The 24,042-nt window shown below is 65.5% G+C and carries 22 protein-coding genes and 1 tRNA gene; 15 read left to right on the top strand and 8 right to left on the bottom strand.

Annotation, left to right across the window (positions count from 1 at the left end):
- The first annotated feature begins 54 nt into the window (after positions 1-54).
- The 5 genes from ACZZZM_RS15040 to ACZZZM_RS15020 all read left to right on the top strand — a co-directional run bounded on the left by ACZZZM_RS15040 (position 55) and on the right by ACZZZM_RS15020 (position 4,323).
- A complete protein-coding gene (locus tag ACZZZM_RS15040) occupies positions 55-192 on the top strand; it encodes a hypothetical protein (protein ID WP_463595891.1) in 138 nt (45 codons plus the stop codon).
- A complete protein-coding gene (locus tag ACZZZM_RS15035) occupies positions 173-1,960 on the top strand; it encodes a hypothetical protein (RefSeq protein WP_463595890.1) in 1,788 nt (595 codons plus the stop codon). The genes ACZZZM_RS15040 and ACZZZM_RS15035 overlap by 20 nt, the downstream gene beginning before the upstream one ends.
- Positions 1,957-2,862 carry a tyrosine recombinase gene (locus ACZZZM_RS15030; RefSeq protein ID WP_463595889.1) on the top strand — a complete coding sequence of 302 codons (906 nt, stop codon included), beginning with the start codon at positions 1,957-1,959 and terminating at the stop codon, positions 2,860-2,862. The genes ACZZZM_RS15035 and ACZZZM_RS15030 overlap by 4 nt, the downstream gene beginning before the upstream one ends.
- Positions 2,863-2,962: 100 nt before the next feature.
- Positions 2,963-3,910 carry an acetyl-CoA carboxylase carboxyltransferase subunit alpha gene (locus tag ACZZZM_RS15025; protein ID WP_463595888.1) on the top strand — a complete coding sequence of 316 codons (948 nt, stop codon included), beginning with the start codon at positions 2,963-2,965 and terminating at the stop codon, positions 3,908-3,910.
- Positions 3,911-4,011: 101 nt separating this feature from the next.
- Complete coding sequence (locus tag ACZZZM_RS15020; protein ID WP_463595887.1) at positions 4,012-4,323, top strand: hypothetical protein; 312 nt, start codon at positions 4,012-4,014, stop codon at positions 4,321-4,323.
- Between the two features lie 79 nt (positions 4,324-4,402).
- On the opposite strand, the gene ACZZZM_RS15015 is transcribed toward ACZZZM_RS15020, so the two are convergent.
- Positions 4,403-4,570, bottom strand: coding sequence for a Flp family type IVb pilin (locus tag ACZZZM_RS15015; RefSeq protein WP_066793728.1), 168 nt, complete (start codon positions 4,568-4,570; stop codon positions 4,403-4,405).
- 137 nt (positions 4,571-4,707) lie between these two features.
- Entirely contained in the window at positions 4,708-4,872 is a 165-nt protein-coding gene (locus tag ACZZZM_RS15010; RefSeq protein WP_463595886.1) for a Flp family type IVb pilin, read from the bottom strand.
- A gap of 74 nt (positions 4,873-4,946) precedes the next feature.
- Between ACZZZM_RS15010 and ACZZZM_RS15005 the strand changes: the two genes are divergently transcribed.
- Positions 4,947-5,360 carry a (deoxy)nucleoside triphosphate pyrophosphohydrolase gene (locus ACZZZM_RS15005; protein WP_463595885.1) on the top strand — a complete coding sequence of 138 codons (414 nt, stop codon included), beginning with the start codon at positions 4,947-4,949 and terminating at the stop codon, positions 5,358-5,360.
- On the opposite strand, the gene ACZZZM_RS15000 is transcribed toward ACZZZM_RS15005, so the two are convergent.
- Entirely contained in the window at positions 5,332-6,183 is an 852-nt protein-coding gene (locus tag ACZZZM_RS15000; RefSeq protein ID WP_463595884.1) for a methyltransferase domain-containing protein, read from the bottom strand. The two genes, ACZZZM_RS15005 and ACZZZM_RS15000, sit on opposite strands and share 29 nt — an antisense overlap.
- A gap of 43 nt (positions 6,184-6,226) precedes the next feature.
- On the opposite strand from ACZZZM_RS15000, the gene ACZZZM_RS14995 reads away from it, so the two are divergent.
- From ACZZZM_RS14995 to ACZZZM_RS14960, 8 genes are all read left to right on the top strand, one after another.
- Positions 6,227-6,955, top strand: a complete 729-nt coding sequence (locus ACZZZM_RS14995) for a ComF family protein (protein WP_463595883.1) — start codon at positions 6,227-6,229, stop codon at positions 6,953-6,955.
- Between the two features lie 34 nt (positions 6,956-6,989).
- Positions 6,990-7,247, top strand: coding sequence for a glutaredoxin 3 (gene grxC, locus ACZZZM_RS14990; protein ID WP_463595882.1), 258 nt, complete (start codon positions 6,990-6,992; stop codon positions 7,245-7,247).
- A 10-nt stretch (positions 7,248-7,257) separates the two neighbouring features.
- Positions 7,258-8,082 carry a carbon-nitrogen hydrolase family protein gene (locus ACZZZM_RS14985; protein ID WP_463595881.1) on the top strand — a complete coding sequence of 275 codons (825 nt, stop codon included), beginning with the start codon at positions 7,258-7,260 and terminating at the stop codon, positions 8,080-8,082.
- On the top strand, positions 8,079-8,507 hold the full coding sequence (locus ACZZZM_RS14980) for a DUF1178 family protein (RefSeq protein ID WP_463595880.1): 429 nt from the start codon (positions 8,079-8,081) through the stop codon (positions 8,505-8,507). Before ACZZZM_RS14985 ends, ACZZZM_RS14980 begins: the two co-directional genes overlap by 4 nt.
- 35 nt (positions 8,508-8,542) lie before the next feature.
- Positions 8,543-8,619 (top strand) — tRNA-Arg (locus tag ACZZZM_RS14975).
- A 308-nt stretch (positions 8,620-8,927) separates the two neighbouring features.
- Entirely contained in the window at positions 8,928-12,269 is a 3,342-nt protein-coding gene (locus ACZZZM_RS14970) for a TonB-dependent receptor domain-containing protein (RefSeq protein WP_463595879.1), read from the top strand.
- 79 nt (positions 12,270-12,348) lie between these two features.
- Positions 12,349-13,704, top strand: coding sequence for a pectate lyase family protein (locus tag ACZZZM_RS14965; RefSeq protein ID WP_463595878.1), 1,356 nt, complete (start codon positions 12,349-12,351; stop codon positions 13,702-13,704).
- Positions 13,701-15,056, top strand: coding sequence for a glycoside hydrolase family 28 protein (locus tag ACZZZM_RS14960; RefSeq protein ID WP_463595877.1), 1,356 nt, complete (start codon positions 13,701-13,703; stop codon positions 15,054-15,056). Before ACZZZM_RS14965 ends, ACZZZM_RS14960 begins: the two co-directional genes overlap by 4 nt.
- A 3-nt stretch (positions 15,057-15,059) precedes the next feature.
- Here ACZZZM_RS14960 and ACZZZM_RS14955 read toward each other — a convergent pair whose 3' ends face one another.
- Complete coding sequence (locus tag ACZZZM_RS14955) at positions 15,060-15,791, bottom strand: SDR family oxidoreductase (protein WP_463595876.1); 732 nt, start codon at positions 15,789-15,791, stop codon at positions 15,060-15,062.
- A 57-nt stretch (positions 15,792-15,848) separates the two neighbouring features.
- On the bottom strand, positions 15,849-16,925 hold the full coding sequence (locus ACZZZM_RS14950; protein WP_463595875.1) for an aldose epimerase family protein: 1,077 nt from the start codon (positions 16,923-16,925) through the stop codon (positions 15,849-15,851).
- Between the two features lie 130 nt (positions 16,926-17,055).
- On the opposite strand from ACZZZM_RS14950, the gene ACZZZM_RS14945 reads away from it, so the two are divergent.
- Positions 17,056-18,087 (top strand): glycoside hydrolase family 43 protein, encoded by a 1,032-nt coding sequence (locus ACZZZM_RS14945; RefSeq protein ID WP_463595874.1) that lies wholly within the window; start codon positions 17,056-17,058, stop codon positions 18,085-18,087.
- Between the two features lie 22 nt (positions 18,088-18,109).
- Here the strand turns inward: ACZZZM_RS14945 and ACZZZM_RS14940 are convergent, their stop codons facing one another.
- The 3 genes from ACZZZM_RS14940 to ACZZZM_RS14930 all read right to left on the bottom strand — a co-directional run bounded on the left by ACZZZM_RS14940 (position 18,110) and on the right by ACZZZM_RS14930 (position 23,939).
- Complete coding sequence (locus ACZZZM_RS14940) at positions 18,110-19,558, bottom strand: tryptophan 7-halogenase (protein WP_463595873.1); 1,449 nt, start codon at positions 19,556-19,558, stop codon at positions 18,110-18,112.
- The gene (locus ACZZZM_RS14935; protein ID WP_463595872.1) at positions 19,555-21,072 is read right to left on the bottom strand and encodes a tryptophan halogenase family protein; all 1,518 of its coding nucleotides are present in this window, start codon (positions 21,070-21,072) and stop codon (positions 19,555-19,557) included. The genes ACZZZM_RS14940 and ACZZZM_RS14935 overlap by 4 nt, the downstream gene beginning before the upstream one ends.
- A 71-nt stretch (positions 21,073-21,143) precedes the next feature.
- Entirely contained in the window at positions 21,144-23,939 is a 2,796-nt protein-coding gene (locus ACZZZM_RS14930) for a TonB-dependent receptor (RefSeq protein WP_463595871.1), read from the bottom strand.
- Between the last annotated feature and the right edge of the window lie 103 nt (positions 23,940-24,042).

Here is a 24,042-nt window from a genome sequence, read left to right as displayed (position 1 = left end):
GGGCAAAAGGCCCGAGCATTCATTTTCGCCATTCATTTTGGGACAGTCCGTTTCATGTCGCGTTCGCTGATAGCGTTGATCGTCGTTCTGGTGCTCCTTGTGGTGGGCATGTTCGTGCTCGCGGGGCGCAGCTCCGAGAAGGAGCCGATGCGGATGGAGAAGGTGGTTCCGCTTGATAACCTCGCCAAGTAAGCGTTCGCGGGTAGCGCTGGCGGCGCTGCTGCTAGCGAGCGTGGCCGTGCCTGCGCTCGGGCAGCAGCAGGATGCGCCCGAATCGCTGCTCCCGCCGGGCTTCGACGAACCCGCGACTCCGGCGCCTGCGCCCGCTCCGGCGGCGACGCGCGCGGCGGATGCGCCCGCGCCATCGGGCAGCGCCCCGCTTTCGGGCGAACCGCTCGGCAATGCCAGTGCCGCGACCGAGGGCGAAGAGACCGCCGCAATCATCGATTATTCGCGTTACGAACTTCCCGATTATGCGCGGCACTCGCTCGACCGCGTTGGCGTGGTTGCGTGGGGAAACACGCCGTTCCCGGCGAATAGCCTGGGCGTGATCGACGGGCGCTATCTCCAGGCGCTGCTGCGACGGCTCGATGCGCCGGTGGCCTCGCGTTGGGCCTCGATCGCGCTCCGCCGTGCGCTGATGTCGCCGCTCGATACGCCCAAGAACGTCAACGGTGCCGATTTCGCCGGCGACCGCGCCTGGGTGCTGCTGCGCATGGGCGAGGCCAATGCCGCGCGGCTGGTGATCAACGATGTCGATGCCGAGAATTATACGACCTGGCTCTATCAGGTGGCGATGCAATCGGCGCTGGCTAGCGGGGACCCGTCGGGGCTTTGCAGCATTGCCGACGAAGGCGCGAAGTGGATCGATCAGCGCGGCTGGGCACTGGCGCGCGCGATGTGCGCCGGGCTGGCCGGCAAGCCCAACGAAGCGGGGCAGCTGCTGAGCGCGGCGCGGCGCGGCACCAGCCCGAGTGATATCGACAATCTGCTAGCCGAAAAGGTGCTCGGATCGGGTGCGCAGGGGCGCCGCGCAGTCACCCTGGAATGGCAGGCGGTACCGACCCTGACTTCGTGGCGCTTCGGGCTGGCGACAGCGATGGGCGAGCAGATCCCGGCCGAGCTTTATGGGACTGCGGGACCGCAGGTGCGCTATTGGCAGGCGCTGGCGCCGGCACTGGCGCCGGCCTCACGCGCGGCAGCGGCCGAGCTTGCGGCGAGCGCTGGCGTATTCTCCAGCGCGGGGCTGATCGACCTCTATTCGGAGATCGCGCAGGATGGCGAGGCGGACGGTACGCCTGAGGCCAACACCGCGCGCGATCTGCGCACGGCCTATACCGATGGCGACGTGGCTGACCGGGTATCGGTAATCCGGACATTGTGGAGTGCGGCAAAGACGCCGCGGACGGCCTATGCGCGGCTGATCCTGACTGCGCGCGCAGCTTCGTGGATTCCGGCGGCGGCGAGTGTCGACGAGCCGGAAAAGCTGATCGCATCGATGCTGAGCGCGGGCATGGAAGCGCCGGCGATGGAATGGCGCAATATCGTCAAGCGCGGCAGCGAAGGCTGGGCCTTGCTGACGCTCGCCGAGCCCAGCGATGCGCGCGTCGCTTATGGCGATTTCGATACGTATGGCGATGTCGCAGGCCAGCGTAAGGCGCAGCTGATGCTCGCCGGGCTTGCCGGATTGGGCCGGCTCGACGCTGCGGATGCGCGGCGCGGGGCAACTTCGCTCGATGTGCCGATCGGCGCAGTCAACAGCTGGACCAAGGCGATCGACGCGGCCGGGCAGCGCGGCGATTCTGCGCTGGTTGCGGTGCTCGCCGCAGCGGGCATGCAATCGCGCAGCTGGGACTATGTCACCCCCGAGGCTTTGTTCCACATCGTGGCGGCGATGAAGGCGGCGGGGATGGCCGGCTATGCGCGGATGATCGCCGTCGAGGCGATCAGCCGCGCTTGAGCGGGCATGACGACCAGGCGCTGATCGAGCGCTTCCTCGAAATGATGCGGGCCGAGGCGGGCGCGGCGGGGAATACCATCGCCGCGTACGGCACAGACTTGCGGCTGGCCTCCGAGACGCTGGGGGGCGGGCTTGGCGCGGCAGGGCGCGCCGAGCTCGAGAGACTGGGCAGTGAGTGGCAAAAGCTGGCGCGGGCCACGGTGGCACGCAAATCGGCGGCTTTGCGGCGCTTCTTCGCATTCCTGGCCGATGAGGGCCTGCGCCGCGACGATCCGGCGGGGGCATTGCCGCGGCCCGCCGCGGCGCGATCGCTGCCCAAGGTGCTGAGCACCGAAGATGTCGAGCGCTTGTTTGCGGCGATCGCGGCGCGGATCGCGCGGGTTCCGGCCGATCCCAACGATCTGCGGCTGCTGGCGCTGGTCGAACTGCTCTACGGATCGGGGCTGCGCGCGACCGAGCTGGTTTCGTTGCCGCGCAATGCTGTTGCGCCCGATCGGCCCTATCTGATCCTGCGCGGTAAGGGCGGGCGCGAGCGGCTGGTGCCGATCTCCGACCGCGCGCGGGCGGCGGTGTCAGCGTGGCGCGAGCATGTCGCGAGCGACCGGCCGTGGCTGTTCCCCTCGGGCAAGGCGCATCTCTCGCGTATGCGGCTGTATCAGCTGATCAAGGCGCTGGCGGGGGAGGCGGGAATCCCGCCCGATCGCGTGAGCCCGCACGTGCTGCGGCATGCGTTTGCGACACACTTGCTGGAGGGCGGTGCCGATCTCCGTGCGCTACAGGCGATGCTGGGCCATGCCGATATCGCTACGACCGAGATCTATACGCATGTCGACAGCAAGCGGCTGGTCGATCTGGTCAATGAGCGGCATCCGCTGGCCGAAGCGCTGGGCAGGAAGGGTTGAGAGAGCAGCGCTTGACCCGACCGCAATACGAGTCGGGTGGGGAGCGTTCGCCTCCGCGCCACGTTGACGTACCGCAAAGCGAGGACTAGCCCGCGCAGCAATGACCACATTCCTCGACTTCGAAAAGCCGATCGCGGAGCTTCAGACCCGGATCGACGAGCTCCGCCAGACCGCGGAGGGCGGCGCGGTCGATATCGACGCGGAGATCGGCCCGCTCCAGGCAAAGTCCGACAAGCTGCTCAAGGACACCTATTCCAGGCTCACGCCGTGGCAGAAGACCCAGGTTGCGCGGCATCCCGAGCGCCCGCATTTCAAGCATTATGTTGCGGCGCTGATCGACGATTTCATGCCGCTGGGGGGCGATCGTGCCTTTGCCGACGATTCGGCGATCATCGGCGGGCTGGGGCGCTTCCGCGGCCGCCGCGTGATGGTGATCGGGCACGAGAAGGGCGACGATACCGCCAGCCGGCTCAAGCATAATTTCGGGATGGGCAAGCCCGAAGGCTATCGCAAGGCGATCCGCCTGATGCACCTTGCCGACAGGTTTGGCCTGCCGGTGATTACGCTGGTCGACACTTCGGGCGCGTTCCCGGGCGTGCAGGCCGAGGAACGTGGCCAGGCGGAGGCCATCGCGCGCTCGACCGAGGCCTGCCTCAATCTTGGCGTTCCGCTGGTCGCGGCGATCCTGGGCGAGGGCGGCTCGGGCGGCGCAGTGGCACTGGCGGCCGGAAACACCGTGCTGATGATGGAGCATGCGGTCTATTCGGTGATTTCGCCCGAGGGCTGCGCCTCTATCCTGTGGCGCACTTCGGACAAGGCTGCCGATGCCGCGGAGGCGATGAAGGTCACGGCGCAGCACCAGAAGGAACTGGGCGTGATCGACGAGATCGTCCCCGAGCCGCTGGGCGGGGCACATCGCGAGCCGGGCGCGGCGATCGGCGCATTGGGCGATGCGATCGCGCGCGCGCTGGACGATATGGACGGCGTCTCGCCCGAGGGGCTGCGCCAGGCACGCCGCGCCAAATTCCTGGCGATGGGCCGGATCTAACCCTCTCATTACAAATGCCGACAGGTTCGGCAGGGCGCTTGCCGCCCTGCCTCGCACCTGCGCAACCTTGCCGCTTCCGCCACCAGGGAGGAGAGGCTGGCATGATCGGTTTGGCAATTTCAGCGGCTGTGTCGCTGGCAGTTCCCGCATTCGAGGACAGCGTACGCTGCCTGGCGCTCGACGACACCTATTGGGTGATGATCATGAGCGCGGGCGCCGGCGAGCGGAAGGATGCCGATATGGCGTGGCGGCAGAGGACCGAGAAGCGCATGTATGCCGAGGGCGCGAAAAAGGGGCTGAGCCAGGATCAGGTCAACGCCAGCTACAGCGCGATCTTCAATCCGCTTCAGGACACGTTCCTGGACGACGAGCTCATGGCCGAGCGCAACAAGTGCCGCGCGGCGAAGGGCTGAGCCAGCCGATCCGAGGCGCAATGAAAAAGGGCGGCGGAACCGAGGTTCCACCGCCCTTTCATCGTTCGTTCGTAAAGGCTTACGAAGCCTTCATGTTCGACGAGACGTTGCCGAAGGTCTTGTTGAGCTGATTGCCCAGACCCTGCATCGCTGCGATGGCGGCGACGGCGATGAGCGCGGCGATCAGGCCGTACTCGATTGCGGTGGCGCCCTTGGAATTCTTCAGGAAGTTGCGAATCTTCTGCATTACCGGTCTCCAACGTTTGTCGTGTTGCTTCATTCACCCGACCGCGTCGGATAAATCCGGAGCGGCACTCTCGAAGCTATGCGCAGGAAGTAAATAAACGGCTAAAGGTGGACGTTACAAAGCCGTTACGAATGCGATTATCTCGCATCCTGAACTTTGGTGCTGATATTGCCCCACAAAGAAGCGGTGCTGCTGGAGAGCGCATTGAGCCCTGCCATCAGCGCCATAACGATGAGGGCGAGGATGAGGCCGTATTCGACCGCAGTGGCCGCCCGGCGATCGCCGATCAATGCAGCAATCATGTGTGCCAAGGCTCGCATCGCCGACACTTCTCCTCCAGAACGCCTGATCCAGATAAAGAAAGAGCGTTAACTAAGTGCTGAAGGACGCGTCTGATTTGTTGCTGGTGGTCGCCGCGGCGTTGCTCAACGGCGAGGGCCGCGTGCTGGTGCAGCAGCGCCCGCCGGGCAAGCCGATGGCAGGGCTGTGGGAGTTTCCCGGCGGCAAGATAGAGCCGGGCGAGGCGCCCGAGGCAGCGCTGGTGCGCGAGCTGGCCGAGGAATTGGGTATAGCGTTCGATGCGTCGGCGCTGGTGCCGCTGACCTTTGCCAGCGAGCCCCTGGGAGAGCGGCATTTGATGTTGCTGCTCTACACGCTGCGCGACTGGACGGAGGAGCCTGAGCCGCGGCATGCGACTGCGCTGCGCTGGGTCAAGCCGGCAGAGCTGCGCGGGCTGGAGATGCCGCCGGCGGACTTGCCGTTTATTTCGGTTCTGGAGGCTTTGGCTTGAGCGCGTCCGCCAGCGACGCGGTCGCGCTGCCGCGGCGAGCGGGTTTGGGCTGGGATGCGTCGGGCGCCCAGCCGGTCAGATAGACGATCTCGAAACGTTCCGGCGTGCGGCCGCCGGCATCGGCGCGTCCGGCAAAGGCGGCGGCAGCGCTGGCCAGGGCGCCGCGGGTGAGGGGCGGGGTGCCGGGAAGCAGGTTGGTCGCCGCCATGCCGCGCAGATCGCGGAACAGGCCGAAGATGCTGGCGTAGCGCACCGTGAGCGTCTCGACGTCCGAGACCGGCAGCGCGAAGCCGGCGCGCGACAGCAAATCGCCGCCCGCGCGCACGTCGATCTGGGGATGAAAGCGCGCGGCGGGGCGATCGGCTTCGGCTTCCATCATGCATGCGCGTAGCGTCGCGAGGGTGCCCGCGCCGAGGAATGCGCCGAGGAACAGGCCATCGGGGCGGAGGGCGCGGCGGGCGAGCGCGAGTGCGCCGGGAACGTCGTTGACCGAATCGAGTATGCCCGCCGAGACGATCAGGTCGAAGCTGGCATCGGGGAAGTGCGGATGATCCTCTTCGCCCTGCATTCCGCCGGCCATCTCGGCGAACGCCTTTCCGGCATCGAGCCGCGTGATGCTTGCGCCGGGCAAATCGAAGCCGCCGCCAAAGCTGCCGAGATCGAGCACGTCGCGGAATTCGCGTTTCACCCCTTGCAGCCGCTCCATCAGCCCTTCGAGCATATGATCGCGGACAAAGCCCTCATAGCTTCGCGCGGCGCGGTCGCGGCGCTTGCGACGAAGGGCGCGGTCGAAGATTTCGGAGGGCGAGTCGGGGGCTGGCATCGCGGCGCTTGTGCAGCGGGGCGGGGCGGGGGACAAGGCATGCGTGCTGCTCACTCCGCTCGCCAGGCTTGCCGATCTCGCGCTTCCGCCGCGCTGCCCAGGCTGCGGCGAGATAACGGGGGAGGACCACCGCTTCTGCACGCGCTGTTGGACCAGCCTGCGCTTCCTCGGGCCGCCCTGGTGCGCCCTGTGCCATGTGCCGTTCGAATATGATCGCGGCGAAGATGCTGCCTGCGCCGAATGCATGGCCGATCCGCCGCTGCATTCGGGGGTGCGCGCGGCGGTCGCCTATGGGGATGTGGCACGGGCAGTGGCACTCAAGCTCAAATATTCGGGGCGGCTGGCCTGTGCGGCGACAATGGCGCGGGCGATGGCGCGGCTGATGCCAGCCGATGCCGAGCTGCTGGTGCCGGTGCCGCTCCACCGCTGGCGGATATGGTCGCGCGGGTTCAACCAAGCGGCGCTGATCGCCGCGGCGCTGTCAAAGTCGAGCGGCGTGCCGGCCGATGCCGAATCGCTCCGGCGGGTGAAGGCAACGCCGGTGCTGCGCGGGCTGGGCGCGCGGGGGCGGGCCAAGGCGGTTGCGGGTGCTTTTGCACTGGCGCCCGGCGCGGCGGAAAAACTGAAGGGAAAGACCGTCATTCTGGTCGATGACGTGCATACCAGCGGCGCGACTGCGGCGGCGTGCACGCGGGTGCTCAAGCGCGGCGGCGCGGCAAAAGTGATCCTTCTGTGCTGGGCGCGCGTTCTCGGAGAGGAAGCGCTGGATTGACAAGGCGCTGCGCACGCCACAAGCCGAGGACAATATGGCCAAAATCGAAATCTACACCAAGGCATTCTGCCCCTATTGCTCGCGCGCGAAGGGTCTCCTCGACGGCAAGCACGCCGAATATGAGGAATTCGATATCACCATGGGCGGCCCCAAGCGCCAGGAGATGATCGAGCGCGCCAGTGGCCGCACGACGGTCCCGCAGATCTTCATCGACGGCAAGCATATCGGCGGATCGGACGATCTCGCTGCGCTCGAGCGGGCGGGCGAGCTGGATCCCCTGCTCGCCGCATGACGCGCGCTGAATGACCCGAGCCGCCTTGCTCCAGATGACGAGCGGGATCGATCCCGCGGCGAATGCGCGCACGCTGGTGCAGGGCGTCGAGCAGGCGGCTGCGGGCGGGGCGGCGATGTTGTTCACGCCCGAAATGTCGGGACTGGTCGATCGCGACCGCGATCGCGCGGCGGGATCGCTGGCGCATGAGGCGGACGACCGTGTCCTCGCCGCGGTGCGCGAGGCCGCCGCGAAGGCGGGGATATGGGTGCATATCGGCAGCCTCGCGATCCTGCGCGACGACGGCAAGCTGGCCAATCGCGGCTATGTGATCGATGCGACGGGGGCGATCCGGGCAAGCTACGACAAGATGCATCTGTTCGATGTCGATCTGCCGACGGGGGAGAGCTGGCGCGAATCGAACAGCTATGCGGCGGGCGAGCGCGCGGTGACCGTGAAGACGCCGCTCGGCGTGCTGGGTCTGGCAATCTGCTACGATCTGCGCTTCCCCGATCTGTTTCGTGCGCTGAGCGACGCCGGTGCGACCTTGCTGGCGATCCCCGCGGCATTCACCCGGCCCACCGGGGCAGCGCATTGGCATGTGCTGATGCGGGCGCGGGCGATCGAGGCGGCGGCGTTCGTGATCGCGGCGGCGCAGACAGGCGTGCATGAAGACGGCCGCGCGACCTATGGGCATTCGCTGGTGAGCGATCCCTGGGGCGAGCTGCTACTCGATATGGGCGGGGAGGCCGGGCTGGGCTTCGCCGAGATCGATTCCGCGCGCGTGGAAAATGCCCGCGCCCGGGTGCCCGTGCTCCAGCATCGCCGCGCGATCCCCAAGGTCGAGGCTTTATGATCGTCTACGACCTCAAATGCAGCCGGAGTCACGTCTTCGAGGCATGGTTCGGATCGAGCAGTGCTTTCGACGCGCAAAAGGCCGGCAGGCTGGTCGCGTGCCCGGTGTGCGGCGACAGCGAAGTCGTGAAGGCAGCGATGGCGCCCAACATTGCCGCCAAGGGCAATCAGGGCCCGGCCGTCCCGCCCGAAGCGATGAAGGCAGCGATGGCCGCACTCGCCGCCGCGCAGGCCAAGGCGCTCGAGAACTCGACCTGGGTAGGCACTGCCTTTGCCGACAAGGCGCGATCGATGCATCTGGGCGAAGCGCCGGTGACGCAGATCCACGGCCAGACCACTGCCGACGAAGCCAAGGCGCTGATCGACGAAGGCGTGCCCGTCGCGCCCTTGCCACTGCCGGTGGTACCGCCCGAGCGCTGCAATTGACCCTGTTGCCCCCGCTCTTTAGGAGCGGCGGCGGCGGCCCCGTAGCTCAGCAGGATAGAGCAAGCGATTCCTAATCGAGAGGTCGGAGGTTCGAATCCTCTCGGGGCCACCAACGCTGCGTCGTCCGCCTAGCCCGCGCTGCTGAGGGGCTAAACCCTTCCTGTTGCAAGAATGTCCCAGCTCGTAACCGTTCGCATTCGGCTTATGACACCGGTTGACATAAGCGCCGGTTGGCGGAAGAATGGCGGCGAAACCAAGCGTTAACGACGCTTGCGCCGAGCGGGCGAAGATCCGCGGATGGCATAGGGAGGAAGCCTGGACGAGTCGGCGCGCTGCGCCGGCCGACTGGGCAGCGGAACACCGATCCTCCCCATCCAGGTGCAGCGCATCGCTTGGCCGAACAGGCTGGGAGGAAGTATAATGTCCAACGATATCAATGGTGCAGCGGCGATCGCCGGGCGCCGTCACGCTCTTGTTTCGATGCTTCGCGATGGATCTGCGCTCGGTGCGCTGGGTCTCGCGATGCTGATGGCCGCGCCTGCATATGCACAGGATGCACCGGCGGCACAGACCGCGCAGACCGCTGCGCCTCAGGACGACGCACAGGATGCGGCGACCCAGGAGGATGGCATCGTTGTCACCGGTTTCCGCGCCTCGCTTCAGAACGCGCTTAACATCAAGCGCAGCTCCAACCAGATCGTCGATGCGATCACTGCCGAAGACATTGCCGACTTCCCCGACGCCAATCTCGCCGAATCGATCCAGCGTCTCCCAGGCGTGTCGATCGACCGCGACAATGGCGAGGGCCGCTCGATCACCGTGCGCGGCCTGGGCGGCGACTTTCAGCAGACCCGCCTGAACGGCGCCGACGCGCAGTCCGCTGCCGGCGGCAACAGCTCGGATGCCGGCGCGAACCGCTCGCGCGGCTTCGATTTCAACACCTTCGCCTCGGAATTGTTCGGCGGGGTCAAGATCACCAAGTCGACTGCGGCGATGAACGACGAGGGCTCGCTCGGCGCGATCATCGATCTGACGACCGGCCGCCCGCTCGCCTATAAGGGCAATCGCTTCGCAATCGGCGTCGAGGGCGAATATCGCGAGAACGGCAAGACCTGGAATCCGCGCCTGACCGGGCTGGCATCGTTCCAGCTGACCGACAATTTCGGCATCCTCGCCTCGGTCGCGTATCAGAAGCAGAAGCAGCAGATCGATCGCTATCAGCGCTCGATCGGCCAGTTCGAATATGTCTATCGCAACTCGCAGATCAACGGCGTCACGCCCAACGTCTTCGGTTTCGCCCGTCCCAGCACGGCGGGCACCGGCGCGACTTTTGGTTCGGACCCCACGGCTTACGCCAAGGTTACTCCGACCACGATCATTCCGGCGCTGCCTTCGATCGGCCGCCAGGAGCTCGAATATGAGCGCCTCGGCGCGACTGCGACGATGCAGTGGCGCCCGAGCGACCGCACCGAGATCATCCTCGACGGCGTCTATTCGCGCTACGATCAGGATTCGACGACCTATGCGATCACGCCGATCGGCCTGAACCGCAACGGCACCAATGCGCGTGCGCAACAGACGGGCTCGGCGGGCCTGCGTCCCGTCGGCAACACCAACTATTTCCCGGATCGCGTCGCGCTCTATCCCAATTGCGTGACGTCTGCGACGACCAACTGTTCGGGGACGCAGGGGAGCACGACCGTGCTGCCGGGCTATCTGAACAGCATGAACCCGAACAATCTCAACCCGTTCGACTATTACAACAACGCCGCCTCGCCGGGCTATATCGCCAGCGCCAACCAGACTGCATTCTATGACCAGTTGATCGGCCGTCCCAGCACGCGCATCCGTGAGGCGAACGTCAATGCCGCGGGTCAGGCGGACTATCTGGTGCTCGACAATGTCGATTGGCGCAGCTCCGCCGACGCGCAGTTCGGCACGACGAAATTCTACCAGGGCACGCTCAACGCCACGCAGGAGTTCACCGACACGTTCCGTGCTGAAGCGACCCTGGGCTATTCGCGCTCCGAATTCCGCGCAATCGGCCTGCTCGCGGAAATCAACGCGATCGACCGCAATAACTACACCTTCGACGATCGCGCCGGAGACAAGATGCCGGTGTTCAACCCCGGCTTCGACGTCGCCAACCCGCAGAACTGGACGCTGGTGAAGGGTCTGTCGACGATCCGCTATTTCAACACGATGGTGAACAACGAATTCCGCGTCGGCCGCGTCAACTTCACGCTCGATGCGATCCCGGACGACATGACGCTGCGCTTCGGCGGGACCTACAAGAAGTTCAGCTTCGAGAGCAATCAGCGCCGCCGCAATCAGGACATCGAGGCGATCAACCCGACGCTGCTCGAAGCGAAGATTCCGATCACCGCGCTCGGCCAGACCGTGAATTTCGGCCAGGGGCTGAACGTCTCGGCGGGAACGCCGACCTCCTTCTACGCACCGAACCTCAACTCCTTCCGCTCGCAGTTCGGCATCGATTGCGACTGCGTGAACCAGTGGGGCGATTATCGCGGCGTCGCCGACGGCCGCCAGGCCAACAACGTAACCGAAGAGGACATGTCGGGCTTCTTCCAGGTCGATTACGATGTCGAGCTGTTCGGGCGTCCGCTTCGCGGCGACGTGGGCCTGCGCGTGGCGCGGACCAAGGTGACCGGCTTCGGCGCGATCGGCGGGACCGATGGCGCCGCGGGCATTCCGGTTTCGGCCGAGAACGAATATTGGGATTGGCTGCCCTCGACCAACATCGTGTTCGAGCCGGCAAACAACTTCCTGGTGCGCTTCGCAGTCTCGAAGGTCATGGCCCGCCCGCAGCTTGCCAATCTGACGCCGGGGACGACTTCGTTCCCGAACCTCACCGGCGGGCTCAACTCGGCAGGTGCGGCGCCTTCGGTGACGATCGGCAATCCGTATCTCAACCCGTTCCGCGCGACCAACTTCGACCTTTCTTTCGAGAAGTATTTTGGCCGCGACGGGCTGATCGCAGTCACCCTGTTCAAGAAGGACATTGCGAGCTTCCCGCAGCAGATCGCGGGCGAGGGGCCGCTCTCGTCGGTGCTGTCGCCGGAGATCTACGCGCAGATCCTGCCATTGTTCACCAACGCGACCTTCCGCGCCTATGTCGAGCGCGGCGGCACCTTCAACATCCGCCAGTTCGCGGATGCGCCGGGTGGCGAGATCAAGGGGGTCGAAGTCAACGTCCAGTCGAACTTCTCCTTCCTGCCCGCGCCGTTCGACCGGTTCGGCGTGATCGCGAACTATACGCACATCGAATCCAAGCTGAACTATCTGACCGGCACGGTGACGGGCGCGACGCAGACGGGGTCCAACGGAGTTGCCGCGAATAGCTATGCGGAGGGGCCGTTCCTCAACACTTCGCCGGATGCGTTCAACGCGACGCTCTATTACGAAGACAAGGTTCTCTCGGCCCGGGTCTCCGGTGCGTACCGCAAGCGCTACGTCAATCGCTTCCCGCTGGCTTCGGGTACCTGCTCGGTGGGCACCACCACCAATGCGGGCGGGCCCTGCAACTCGCCGGTGCTCGCGGACTTCGGCTTCAACGAAGACACGCTCAACATCGACTTCGCTATCGGCGTGAACGTGACGAAATGGGCGAAGCTGACGCTCGAGGGCCGCAACCTGACCAACGAGACACAGTATCGCACCATGTATGGCAACAGTCCGGTGACGCAGAATTACGGCAGCACCGGCCGTATCTTCACCGGCGGGCTGCGCGTCCTCTTCTAGGGTCCCGGTAGCGGACCGAAATTCCGGGGGGTCGGCGTGCGCATTGCTGCCGGCCCCCTTTTCTCGGCGGAGTATTGGAATGAACTCGCGTAACCTTTTCGTTCTTTCCGGTGCCCTGCTTTCCGCGGCTTGCGCGGCACATGCGGGCGACAGGTCTGCTGCGCCCGTTGTCGCGTTCCCCGGGGCCGAGGGTGCCGGCGCGCAGTCGCTGGGCGGGCGTGGCGGCACGGTGCTGTTCGTCACCAATCTCGAGGATTCGGGTCCCGGCAGCCTGCGCGCCGCGGTCGAGACCAAGGGACCGCGCACGATCCTGTTTCGCGTTGCGGGTACGATCCGGCTGCTCAAGCCACTGGTGATCCGCGAGGGCCGCGTGACGATCGCGGGGCAATCGGCGCCCGGCGAGGGCATCACGCTGCGCGATTACATGCTTCAGGTCTCCGCAGACGATGTCGTGGTGCGCTACATCCGCTCGCGGCTGGGCGATGAATCCAAGACCGAGTCCGATGCCGTCACGGTCACCAAGGGGCGGCGGATCATCCTCGATCACGTCTCGGCAAGCTGGTCGGTCGACGAGACGTTGTCGGTCTCGGCCAATTTCACGGATCCTGCGAACGGCTTTGACGACGTCACCGTGCAATGGTCGATCATCTCGGAATCGCTGACGCATTCGCTCCATGCCAAGGGCGATCATGGCTATGGCAGCCTTGTGCGCGGCGGGCGCGGATCGAAGGTGAGCTTTCACCACAATCTCTGGGCCAATCACTCGGCGCGGATGCCGCGGCCGGGAAATTACAGCGGGCCTGATGTGGATCCGATCGGCGCGTTCTTCGATTTCCGTTCGAACGTCTTCTACAATTGGGGGAAAGGCCGCTCGGGCTATAATGCTGACAAGGCGACGCTCTCGCGCTACAATTTCGTCGACAATGCCTATGTCGCCGGGCCGCAATCCAAGGCGCCGATCGCGTTCGAGGAATCGAACACGCTGGCCAAGGCCTATTTCGCCGGCAACAGCATGAACGGCGCAATTCCCGCCGATCCGTGGAGCCTGGTGACCGGTATCCAGCCCGAGGGCTACCGGCTTGCCGCGCCGGTCGATGTGGCTCCGGTCAAGTCCGATCCGGCGCCCAATGCCTACGAACGGGTGCTGGCCAAGGCGGGCGCATCGAAGGCCCGCGACGCAGTCGATGCCCGTGTCGTGGCGGGGGTGCGCGACCGGAGCGGCGTGCAGATCGACAGCCAGCGCGATGTCGGCGGCTGGCCCGAGCTCAAGAGCGCAGCGGCTCCGCTGGATAGCGATGATGACGGCATTCCGGACGCATGGGAGCGCGGCCATGGGCTCAACCCCAAGGATGCGGCTGACGCCAGCAAGGACCGCAACGGCGACGGCTATACCAATTTGGAGAAATGGCTCGCCGATCTGGTGAAGGACGCATGATCCGCGCGGCGCTGGCGCTGCTGGTGGCGCTTGCGGTTCCTGGCACGGCAGCGGCGCAAGCGCAGGTGAAGACGCCCGCGCGCATTTGTGACGTCACTGCTTATGGCGCCAAGGGCACGCGCGTTTTCGAGGACACGGCCGCATTCCAGCGCGCGATCGATGATTGTGCGGGCAAGGGCGGCGGCACGGTGGAAGTGCCGCGCGGTGAGTATCTGATCGGGCCGATCTTCCTCAAATCGAACATCAATCTGCATCTCGCGCCCTATTCCGAACTGGTCGGCGTGGACGCGGAGATGCCCTACAAGGTCACGCCTGCGACCAAGGCCTATACGACCAATGCCGACTGGATCGCGCTGATCAACATTGCCGATGCTGAGAATGTCTCGATCACCGGCAAGGGCCGCGTCGACGGGCAGGGCGCATCGTGGTGGGAGCGCTGGCGCGAGCAGGCGCGGCGGAACATGAAGGGCGGTAGCACCAATCGTCCGCGGCTTATCCACGCGACGCGCAGCCGCAACCTTCTGTTCGAAGGCGTCGGGCTCTACAATGCGCCGAGCTTCCATCTGGTGCTCAAGGACAGCGAGGACATTACGGTGCGCGGCATGGCGTTCATTGCGCTCGCCCATTCGCCGAACACCGATGCGATCGATCCGATCGACGTGCGCAACGTGCTGATCGAGAAGAATTTCTTCGACACCGGCGACGACGCAGTCGCGATCAAGTCGCTCAAGGCGAACCCGCTGCGGCCCGATGCCGCGGTCGAGAACATCGTCATCCGCGGCAATCGCGGCAAAGCGGGGCGCGGCATCTGCATCGGCAGCGAGACGGTGGGCGGCGTTCGCAATGTCCTCATCGAAGACAATGAGCTGGTCGGCAGCATGTATGGCATCCGCATCAAGACCCCGCGCGGGCGTGGCGGGCTGGTGCAGGACATAGTCTTCCGCAACAACCGGATGATCGACGTCGAAACGCCGATGGTGTTCTCGGGCTATTACGAGGGCGCCGGCTATGACGAAGAGGCGGTGGCCGCCATTTTGCGCAGCAAGGGCGGCTTCGTGCTTGGTCATCAGATCTACCCGCCCGACAGCGATCCTGCGCAGCCCTACAAGCCGGGCAGCACGCCCTGGATCCGCAACATCATTGTCGACGGACTGACCGCCACCGGCGCGGACCGCGCAGGGGTAGTGGTGGGCCTGCCCGAGCGGCCGATCGAGGGGCTAGTATTCCGCAACGTTCGCATCGAGTCGAAGCGTGGACTGCTCGTGCGCCACGCCACGGTCGATGCCCGGGGTGTCCGGCTGAAGGGGCCCGAGGCTCGGATTACGCGGGAGGCGGGCGCCGTCCTGCGCTGAGGCCTACCAGATCTTCTGGTCGAGCGGCTCGATGCGCAGCGTCACGACATCGACGCCCGGGCCGCGGGTTGCGGCGAACATGATCGCGTCGGCGACTTCGGCGGGCGGCAGCATCTTGTACGCCTGCATCTGCCGCGCGCGTTCTTCTTCCGCGAAGGGCTGCAGCGCGGAGGCGATCGCGCCAGGCTCGATCAAGGTCAGGCGGATGCCGTGCGGGATCAGTTCCTTGCGCAACGTCTCGGCGAAGGAGGCGACGCCGCCCTTGGCGGCATTGTAGACGCTCTCGCCGACCGCCTTGATGTGCACGCTGATCGATCCGACCAGCACGATCAGGCCCTCGCGGGTGCCGCCCGCCTTGATGCGGTCGATCGCGCCCTTGGTGCAGGCGACATAGCTGAGCAGATTGCTTTCGATCACATAGCGCCAATCGGCGTCGTCCATTTCCATCAGCGGACCCGAGCCGACCCCGGCACAGGCGATGAGCATGTCGAGCCCGCCGAGCCAGCTATCGACGCGCTCGAACATGCGATCGAGCCCGGTCGGGCCCGACAGATCGGCCGTCACCGCCTCGATCTCGCCTTTGCCGGCCAGCCCCTCGACCGCTGCGCGCAGGTCAGTCTCGCCGCGATCGGCGATCAGCACGCGGGCGCCGGCGGCCACCATCCGCTCCGCGACTGCGCGGCCGACGCCGCCGGCGCCCCCGGTGATGAGGATGCGCTTGCCTGTCAGGTCCATGACTGTCTCCGGTCTGCCGATCCGCGACTAACCGGCTGCCGGTGCCAGGGTTCCGGCTCAGCGCGGCGAGGCGGTGCCGAACCGCCAGGAAATGATGTTGCGATAGGTCTCGCCGGGCTCGAGCCGCAGCGAGCCGAATTCTGGGCGATTGGGCGTGTCGGGAAATTGCTGCGGTTCGAGGGCGACGGCGTCTCCCATCCGGTACATGCTGCCCGATTTGCCGACCGAGGTCCCGTCCATGAAATTCCCCGAATAGAATTGCAGGCCGGGCTGGTTCGAGCGGACTTCCATCGTGCGGCCCGAGACCGACTCCTCCAGCCGCGCGAGCAGCCGCGGCTCGGCGGCGACGTCGCGACCGATCACCCAATTATGATCGTAGCCGCGTCCGAAGCGGAGCTGTTCGTCGCGCGCGTCGCGCACCCGCGCGGCGATGCGGGTCGGCTCGCGGAAGTCGAACGGCGTGCCCTCCACGGCGCGGAATTCGCCGCTGGGGATCGCGGTCGCGTCGGTCGGCAGATAGTGATCGGCGGGGATGGTCAGGAGCTGGCCGAGCGCACCGCGTTCCGCACCCTCGCCGGCGAGGTTCCAGTAAGCGTGGTTGGAAAGGTTGACCAAGGTCGGCGCATCGGTCGCGGCGCGATACTCGACCGAGAGCGTGTTCTCGCCGTCCAGCGAATAGCTGGCGGTGGCGGTGAGCGTCCCCGGATAGCCCTGATCGCCGTCTGGGCTGACATGGCCGAGCGTGACCGAAGCGGCGCCGTCCTCGCTCGATGCCAGCACGCGCCAATTGACCTTGTCGAAGCCCTGATCGCCGCCGTGGAGCGAATTGGGACCGTTATTGACCGGCACGCGATATTCGCGGCCATCGAGCTCGAAACGCCCGCCGGCGATGCGGTTGGCCACACGGCCGACGGTCGAGCCCATGAATTGCGGCAGATCGAGATATTCCTGCAGCGTGGCATGGCCGAGCGCGACATCGGCCATGGTGCCGTCACGATCGGGCACGCGCACGGCGTGGATTCCGGCGCCATAGGTCAGGATGCCCGCCTCCATGCTGCCGTTCGAAAGCGTGATCAGCTCGACCGTCCCGCCGTTCAGCGTGCCGAAATCGGTGCGGGTGACAATGAAGGGCATTGAAAACTCCTCGCCGCGATTGCGCGGGCTATTTTATATCGGGGTGATTTATATGATAATATCCCCTAGGGGATTGAGGCGGCTGCCGGAAGCCGTCGCCATCGCGATATTCGCGCACAAGGAGTGAAGCGTGCCCAAGTATCTTCTTCTTGCCCTCGCCGCGATCGGCTGCACTGCGTTTTCCCCGGCCAAGGATCCTGAGCCCTTCGCGCCGGTGCTCCAGGAGGATTTCGCCGATCCTTTCGTGCTGCTCCATAATGGCACCTTCTATGCATACGCCACCAATGCCCAGCGCAACGAGGCGAATGTGCAGATGGCGTCCTCCACCAATCTCTCCGATTGGGCGCCGGTCAAGGATGGCGGCAAGCTGCACGATGCCATGCCGAAGCTGCCCGGTTGGGCCCGCGAAGGCTTCACCTGGGCGCCGGAGGTGCTTCGTGTCGCCAATGGCTTCGTCCTTTATTTCACGGCCAAGGAGCGTTCGAGCGGCCTTCAGTGCGTGGGCACGGCCTTCGCCACAAGCCCGGTCGGGCCGTTCACTTCGGAGGCCGCCGAGCCTTTGCTCTGCCAGCGGGACCTGGGCGGGACGATCGACGCCGCGCCGTTCCGCGACAAGGACGGCAAGCTCTACATCTATTACAAGAATGATGGGAACAACCCGCAGTTTCGCAAGCCCACGGACCTGTATGCCCAGCGCCTCAGCGACGATGGCCTGCGGCTGGAAGGTGCGCCGGTCGCTCTTCTGCGCAACGACACCAAATGGGAAGCGCATGTGATCGAAGCGCCGACGATGGTGCGCACCGATAGCGGCTATGCGATGTTCTATTCGGCCAATCATTATGGCTGGGAGGCCGATCAGCGGCTCTCGCCTTATGCGATGGGCTGGGCAAAGTGCGAGGGGCCGATGGGCCCCTGCAAGGACGCGGTGAAGAATCCGATCCTCTACAGTTACAACAACCGCGAAGCGGGCTGCCTGAGCGGGCCGGGGCATCAGAGCGTGTTCAATGTCGGCGCGCGTCAGTTCATCTCCTTCCACGCCTGGGCGGCAACGCCGGGGTGCCGCAAGCTCGACAATAAGCGCTTCTTCTATGTTGCGCCGTTGCTTTGGAAGGACGGTGAGCCGCAAGTGGGCGTGAGCCTTCGGCCGACCGCGAAGAAATGATCGGCAGCGGGTCTGCCGCCCCTCAGGTCGAGGGGCCGGCGACCGGCGCACCCATCCGGGCGAGGATGTCGCGATAAAGCGGGACGGTGGCGGGCGCGTCGGCGAGGCAGCGTGTTAAGGCTTCCATCGCGGCGGCTGCCTTGTCTGGATCGACGCCCTGCGCGACGGGATCTGCGTACTGCGGCAGCAATCCAAGCCCAAGCAAAGCCGCGATCCAGCTATCGGCATCGAAGGCCTGCACGTCGGACGGAGGCAGGCGTCCCCGTCGCCCGAACTGCTCCAGGATGCGCATTAGGCTGGCGGGCGGGTTCTGCTTCGCCACCTCTGTCCAGAAGGGTTCGCTGCGCGCCGTTCGGCGATAGTGCAGCGTCAGGAAATCGCGGACGCCTTTGGCTTCCTGTTCGAACCGGCGATTATATTCGCCGAGTTCGATCGCGTTGAAATCCCGGCCGGGGAGGAGCTCCAGCGCCAGCAATATGCCGGCATGGGCGAGGTGGAGCGGCGTGCCGAACAGTGGATCGGTCGCGGTTGCGGCATCGCCCAGCGCCAGCACATTACCCGCCCAGGGGCGCGGGCGGCGGCCCGGCTTGATGGCAATTGCTCCGAGTTCGTTGCGCCCCTCGGCGAAGCGGCTGCTCCAGGCGTGTGTCACGTTGGAGAGATACGGCGTGGGCGAGACGCGGCGCCAGCCGTCGGCCTGCGTATCGACGCGGTCGAGCGGGCAGATTGCAGAACCGCTGTAGTGATCGAACAGGACTCGGTCGCAGGGCAGCCAGGCATCCCAGGACTCGAACTCCTGGTCGAGAAGCGAGCGGAGCAGTGCCTGGGGACCGGTGCAGTCGAGATAGAGATCGGCTTGTATCGCACTGCCATCGCTCAGCCGCAGCGCCGTGATCCCTTTTCCGTCGTGCTCGGCCGCGAGAAAGGTCCGGCGGGGCAGGGTGGCGGTGATCTGCGACAGACGATTGCCGTAAGCGACATGGTTTAGCCGCAGGGCATAGAGGAAGCCGCCGAGCGGCGAGGCGGGGTCCTGGCTCGGATGCGTGAATTTGCCAGCCTCGGCGAGCATTGCGGCGGCACTGTAATGGCCGAAGGGCGCGGCGCGGCCGGCAAGGTGCGCGGCGTGCCAGATGGCGTGGAACGGGATGTCTCCGGCCTTGAGGCCGTATTCGCCGAAGGCGTGGGTCCAAGGCTCCGGGCCGGCGGGCCAGTTCTCGAAACGCGTGCCGAGAAGGTGCGTGGCAGCGCCTTCGCGGACGAGGCTCAGCTCGTCGATGCCGATCGCGGCATGGAAGCGGTGGATGCTCGGCAGCGTCGCGCAGGGCTCGTCGGCGAGCGCTGCGGGGTCCGACGGCGCCCACACGATTTGCACTTCGACTTGCGGCAATGCCCGCACAAAAGCCGCAGCGGCCGACCGGGCGACGACGCCACTGCCGACCACGCAGACCGAGCGGATCGCCCGATCGGTCATGCGCCCGCCTCCTGTCTGGCGAGGTACGCATCATGGCTGGGCATGCCGCGCACGGCTTCCGCGATCTGCTCGCGGAGTTGGTCGAGAGCAGGCGCCAAGCGCGCACTATCGATCGTGTCCGCGCGCTGGTCCCAGCTTCGCGGGACCAGGCCCTGGCCCAGATAGACTGCGACCCAGCTCGGCTCGAGGAAAAGTCCCTGGGTGTATCGCTCGACCCGGCCTGCGGTGCGGAACAGCTCCATCTTGCATGCCAGGCTGTCGGGGATGCTCATGGTGCGCATGTCATTCCAGAAGTCCGAATCGCCGCGCGCGGTCGCGTGGTAATGGAGGATCAGGAAGTCGCGGATGCGGTCATATTCCCAATCGACCATGCGATTGAATTCGTCGCGGTCGGCGGCGGCGATATGGCCGCCGGCGGGGAACAGCGCGATCAGCTGCTCGATTGCGCCCTGCGCCAGATAGATGCTGGTCGATTCGAGCGGCTCGAGGAAACCCGAAGCGAGGCCGATCGAGACGACGTTGCGGTCCCAGCTGCGCTTGCGGCGCCCGGCGCGGAAGCGAAGCACGCGCGGATCGGCGAGCGACGGGTTTTCGAGCGCCGCGACGAGCGCGTTGGTCGCTTCGTCTTCGCCGATATGCGACGAGGAGAAGACATAGCCATTGCCGACGCGGTGGCGCAGCGGGATGCGCCAGCGCCAGCCCGAGGGCATGCCGGTCACGCGCGTGAGCGGGTCGATCTCCGCGTCGGCGGAGGCGCAGGGTGCGGCGACTGCGCGGTCGCAAGGCAGCCAGCGCGACCAATCCTCCCATTCGGACCCCAGTGCGCCACCGATCAGCAGCCCGCGGAATCCCGAGCAATCGACGAACAGATCGCCTTGGATACGCTCGCCGCTGGCGAGCGTGAGGGCGGTCACGTCGCCGCTCAGGGTATCCAGAGAGACATCAACAACGCGGCCCTCGGTGCGCTCGACGCCGCGCGCGACGGCATAATCCCGCAGATAGGGCGCAAAGCGCGTCGCATCGAACTGATAGGCATAGCCATAGGTCGACAGCATCGAGCTGGTATCTGCGGAGGGCGGCTGAAAGCGGCGGTGCTTGGCCATGACGTTGGCGATCGAATAATCGAACAGCGAATCCTGCCGGCCCTCGGCCTGCATCCGCAGCCAAAAATGGTGGAAGGGGACGCCGTTCAGCGGTGTGCCGAAGCTGCCGAACGGATGGAGATAGGAATCGCCGATCCGCCCGAAATCGCGGAAATCGATGCCGAGTTTGTAGGTCGCATGCGTCACGCGCATGAACTCGGCCTCGTCAATCCCCAGCATCTGAACGAAGGCGCGCAGATGCGGGAGCGTCGCTTCGCCGACCCCGACGATGCCGATCTCCTCGGATTCGACCAGGCGGACGCTGCAGGCGTGCGAGAGCCGGCGCACCAGCCCCGCGGCCGTCATCCAGCCCGCGGTTCCCCCGCCGACAATGACCACACGCGTCCGTTGCGGAGCTTCCCCATCGCTCATCGCGGCATCCTCAAACGGCAGGAGCCGAAGAGCAAGGCTCTCCGGCTCCCATGCGCCTCGGGTCCGAGCAGTTAGAAGCGGAAGCGGACGCCGACCGTGAGAGTCAACTCTTCATACCGCACAACGCGCGGGTAGGTCGCGTAGAAGCCGGTGTCCGGGCCGTTCGGGCCTGGGTTCACCGCTGCGTTGCGAGGATTGTCCTCGGTGTTGGCGCGGGTAAGCGTCGAACTGAACGGATCGCCCAGAATGTTGGTCCAGTCGCCGAAGACAGTGAGGCTCGGCATCACGTCATAGTTGATCGAAAGGTCAAGGCGCTTAACCGGATCGGCCTGTTCGGTGTAACGATGGTTGCCCCGACGCTGGTACGTCAGCGGGAAGGCGCTGCGCCAGTTATAGGTAAGGCGCGTCGACAGCCCGTTGCCTTCATAGAATGCGGCGAGATTGTACGACCAGTCGGAAACCCCCATCAGTTCGCGGTTGACGGTGTCAACGCGGCGGACCTGAGGTCCGTTGTTCGGGTTTACGAAGCCCTCGTCATATCGGAAGTCCGAGCGGGCATCGAGATTGGTGACATTACCCTGGATGCCGAACTGCGGCAGGCCGACGAAATCGAGGAAGGTGGAGGCCTGGACTTCGAAGCCGCGAATCCGGCCCTTGCCGGCGTTGACCGGAGAGTTCAGGCGCAGCGGCGTGCCGTTGGGGAGCTCGCCCTGGAACACATTGTTCTCGATGAAGCCGTTGAGGTCGCGATGGAACAGGCTTACCGAGACGAAGCCGTTGCTTGAGAAATAATATTCGAGCGCGGCATCGTAGTTCTGCGAAGTCAGCGGGTTGAGATATGGATTGCCGCCATTGCCCGTTTGGAAACAATTGGCAGGACGTGGCGTCGTCGCGAGACAGGTGTCGGGCCGATCAAGCGTTCCCGATGCGCGCAGATCGATAAAGTTGGGCCGCGTCTGCGTTTCAGTGAACGCAAGGCGCGCCTGGAACTGCGGGGTGATACGGATACGCGCGTTGATATTGGGCAGCCAGGCCTCGAATTTGCGATCGACGACAGTTGGCGTGAGCACGCCCGGACCGCCATTGGCCGGGAAAACCAGCTGCGTGCCGGATAGATCGAGGTCACTTTTGACGTAACGCAGGCCGACGGTGCCATCGATGCTGGCGTCGCCGCCCAGCGGGATCGAGTAGCGCACCTGGCCATAGGCTGCAAAATGCTTCTCCTTGGCGTCCCAGGTCTGCAGCGGATCCGCGGCCGGTGGGCCTGCGGTGCCGGGCTGATTGAATTCGCGCAGCCGCTGAAGGTTGGCGCGGATGCTGTCATAGGTCGGCGACAGCCACGTCGTGATGCCCGGCCGCGGATCGGCGCCGCGGAAGCCTGCGTCGAACAGCTCATAGGTGAGCGGCACTGCCGAGAAGGGCGAACGGTTGCCTTCGCGCTCGAAATAGCGAGAGCCGTATTCGCGATGCGCGTCGCGGTCGGTGTAGCGCACGCCGGCTTCGATCGAGCTCAGCCATGGCATGCCGGTTTCGTAAGTGACGTCGAGTCGCGACTGCCAGTCCTTGCCCTCGGCCTGCTGCGCTTCCTCGTAGAAGCCACGATAGACGTAGTTCGCGGGATTGGCGACGTCGAAGCCGGGGATCGAGAAGATCGGGCCGCCATCGCCACTATCTGAATCGGTGTCGAATGCGATCGTCTGCGGATTGGCAAAGGCATAATCGACGCTGGCGGTCGAGCCAGTGAAGGTCGAATCGGTACGCGCGACATCGGCGCTGATCTTGAGTCCGCCGGTTTCGAAGCTGCCGCCGATAGCAAACTGATAAGTGTCGGTCTTGTTATAGGTGCCGCCTTGGAATCCTTCCACGCGGCGCGGGTTAACTACGGTCGCGCTGTCGAGCAGATCGGGTCGACCGGGACGTGTCACAACGTTGGAGAAGCCCGATCCGCCCCAGAGCGCAGCGCTCATTTCGCGCGACGAGAGCTTGTTCCTGAAGCCTTGGTAAAGACCCTCGACATACAGCTCAATGCCGGGCGCCGGGCGCCACTGGATCGCGCCGTTGACCGATGGGCGCTGACGATCACCCTCGTCATAAGTGACGCGCTGGATGTCCGGGAATTGGGTGCCGTTGGGCCCGCCGCCCGCGACGAAATCGGTGTTCGAGCGAGTTGAATCGCGATAATGCAAGCTGGTATAAGACAGGCCGAGCAGCGCGCCGATCTCGCCGCCGCCGACATCCCAGCGATTGGTCACCAGGATGTTGCCGTTCGGGTTAATGTCGCGCGCCTGGTAGGTGTAGGTCCCCCAGGCCGAGCCCGCGACATGGAAGCCATCGAAGTCGAACGGGCGGCGCGAGCGGACGTTGATCAGCCCGGCAAGGCCCGGCTCGACGAGATTGGCGGTCGAGGTCTTGAACACTTCGATCGCGCCGATCGCGCCCGAGGGGAAGTCCTGCAGCGCCACCGAGCGGGTTTCGGCCGTGAAGATCTCGCGGCCATTATAAGTGGTGGTGAAATCTGGGAGGCCGCGGACCAGCACGCGGCTCGCTTCGCCGCCGCTACGCTCGACCTGAACGCCAGGGATACGTGCAGCGGTGTCGGACACGGTGATATCGGGGAGCTTGCCGATGTCCTCCGCGACGATCGCATCGACGATCTGCGTGGAATTGCGGCGGATATTCTGCTGCGAACGGAGCGACTCGCGATAGCCGGTAACGACGATGCCTTCGCCGTCATCCTGGGCGGCTTCGTCCTGCGCGCCGGCGGCGGGAGTGGCGGGGGTCCCTGCATCCTGCGCCCATGCCGGTGAGGCGGAGAGGGCCAGAACGGCGGCAGAAGCCGAGCAACGGACCAGAGTTCTCAAGCGCATTTCAGTCTCCCCTAATCGCAGTTTTGCGGCCGCTCGAACGGCGGCTCTTCTACGCGGATATACGGGCCGCGATCCCCGACTGACAAGCCATTTATCAGATTTA

The sequence above is a fragment of the Sphingomonas sp. AC522 genome (genome assembly GCF_979258125.1).
The sequence above is the reverse complement of the archived record's forward strand: the minus strand, read 5'-3'. Positions and strand labels throughout refer to the sequence as shown.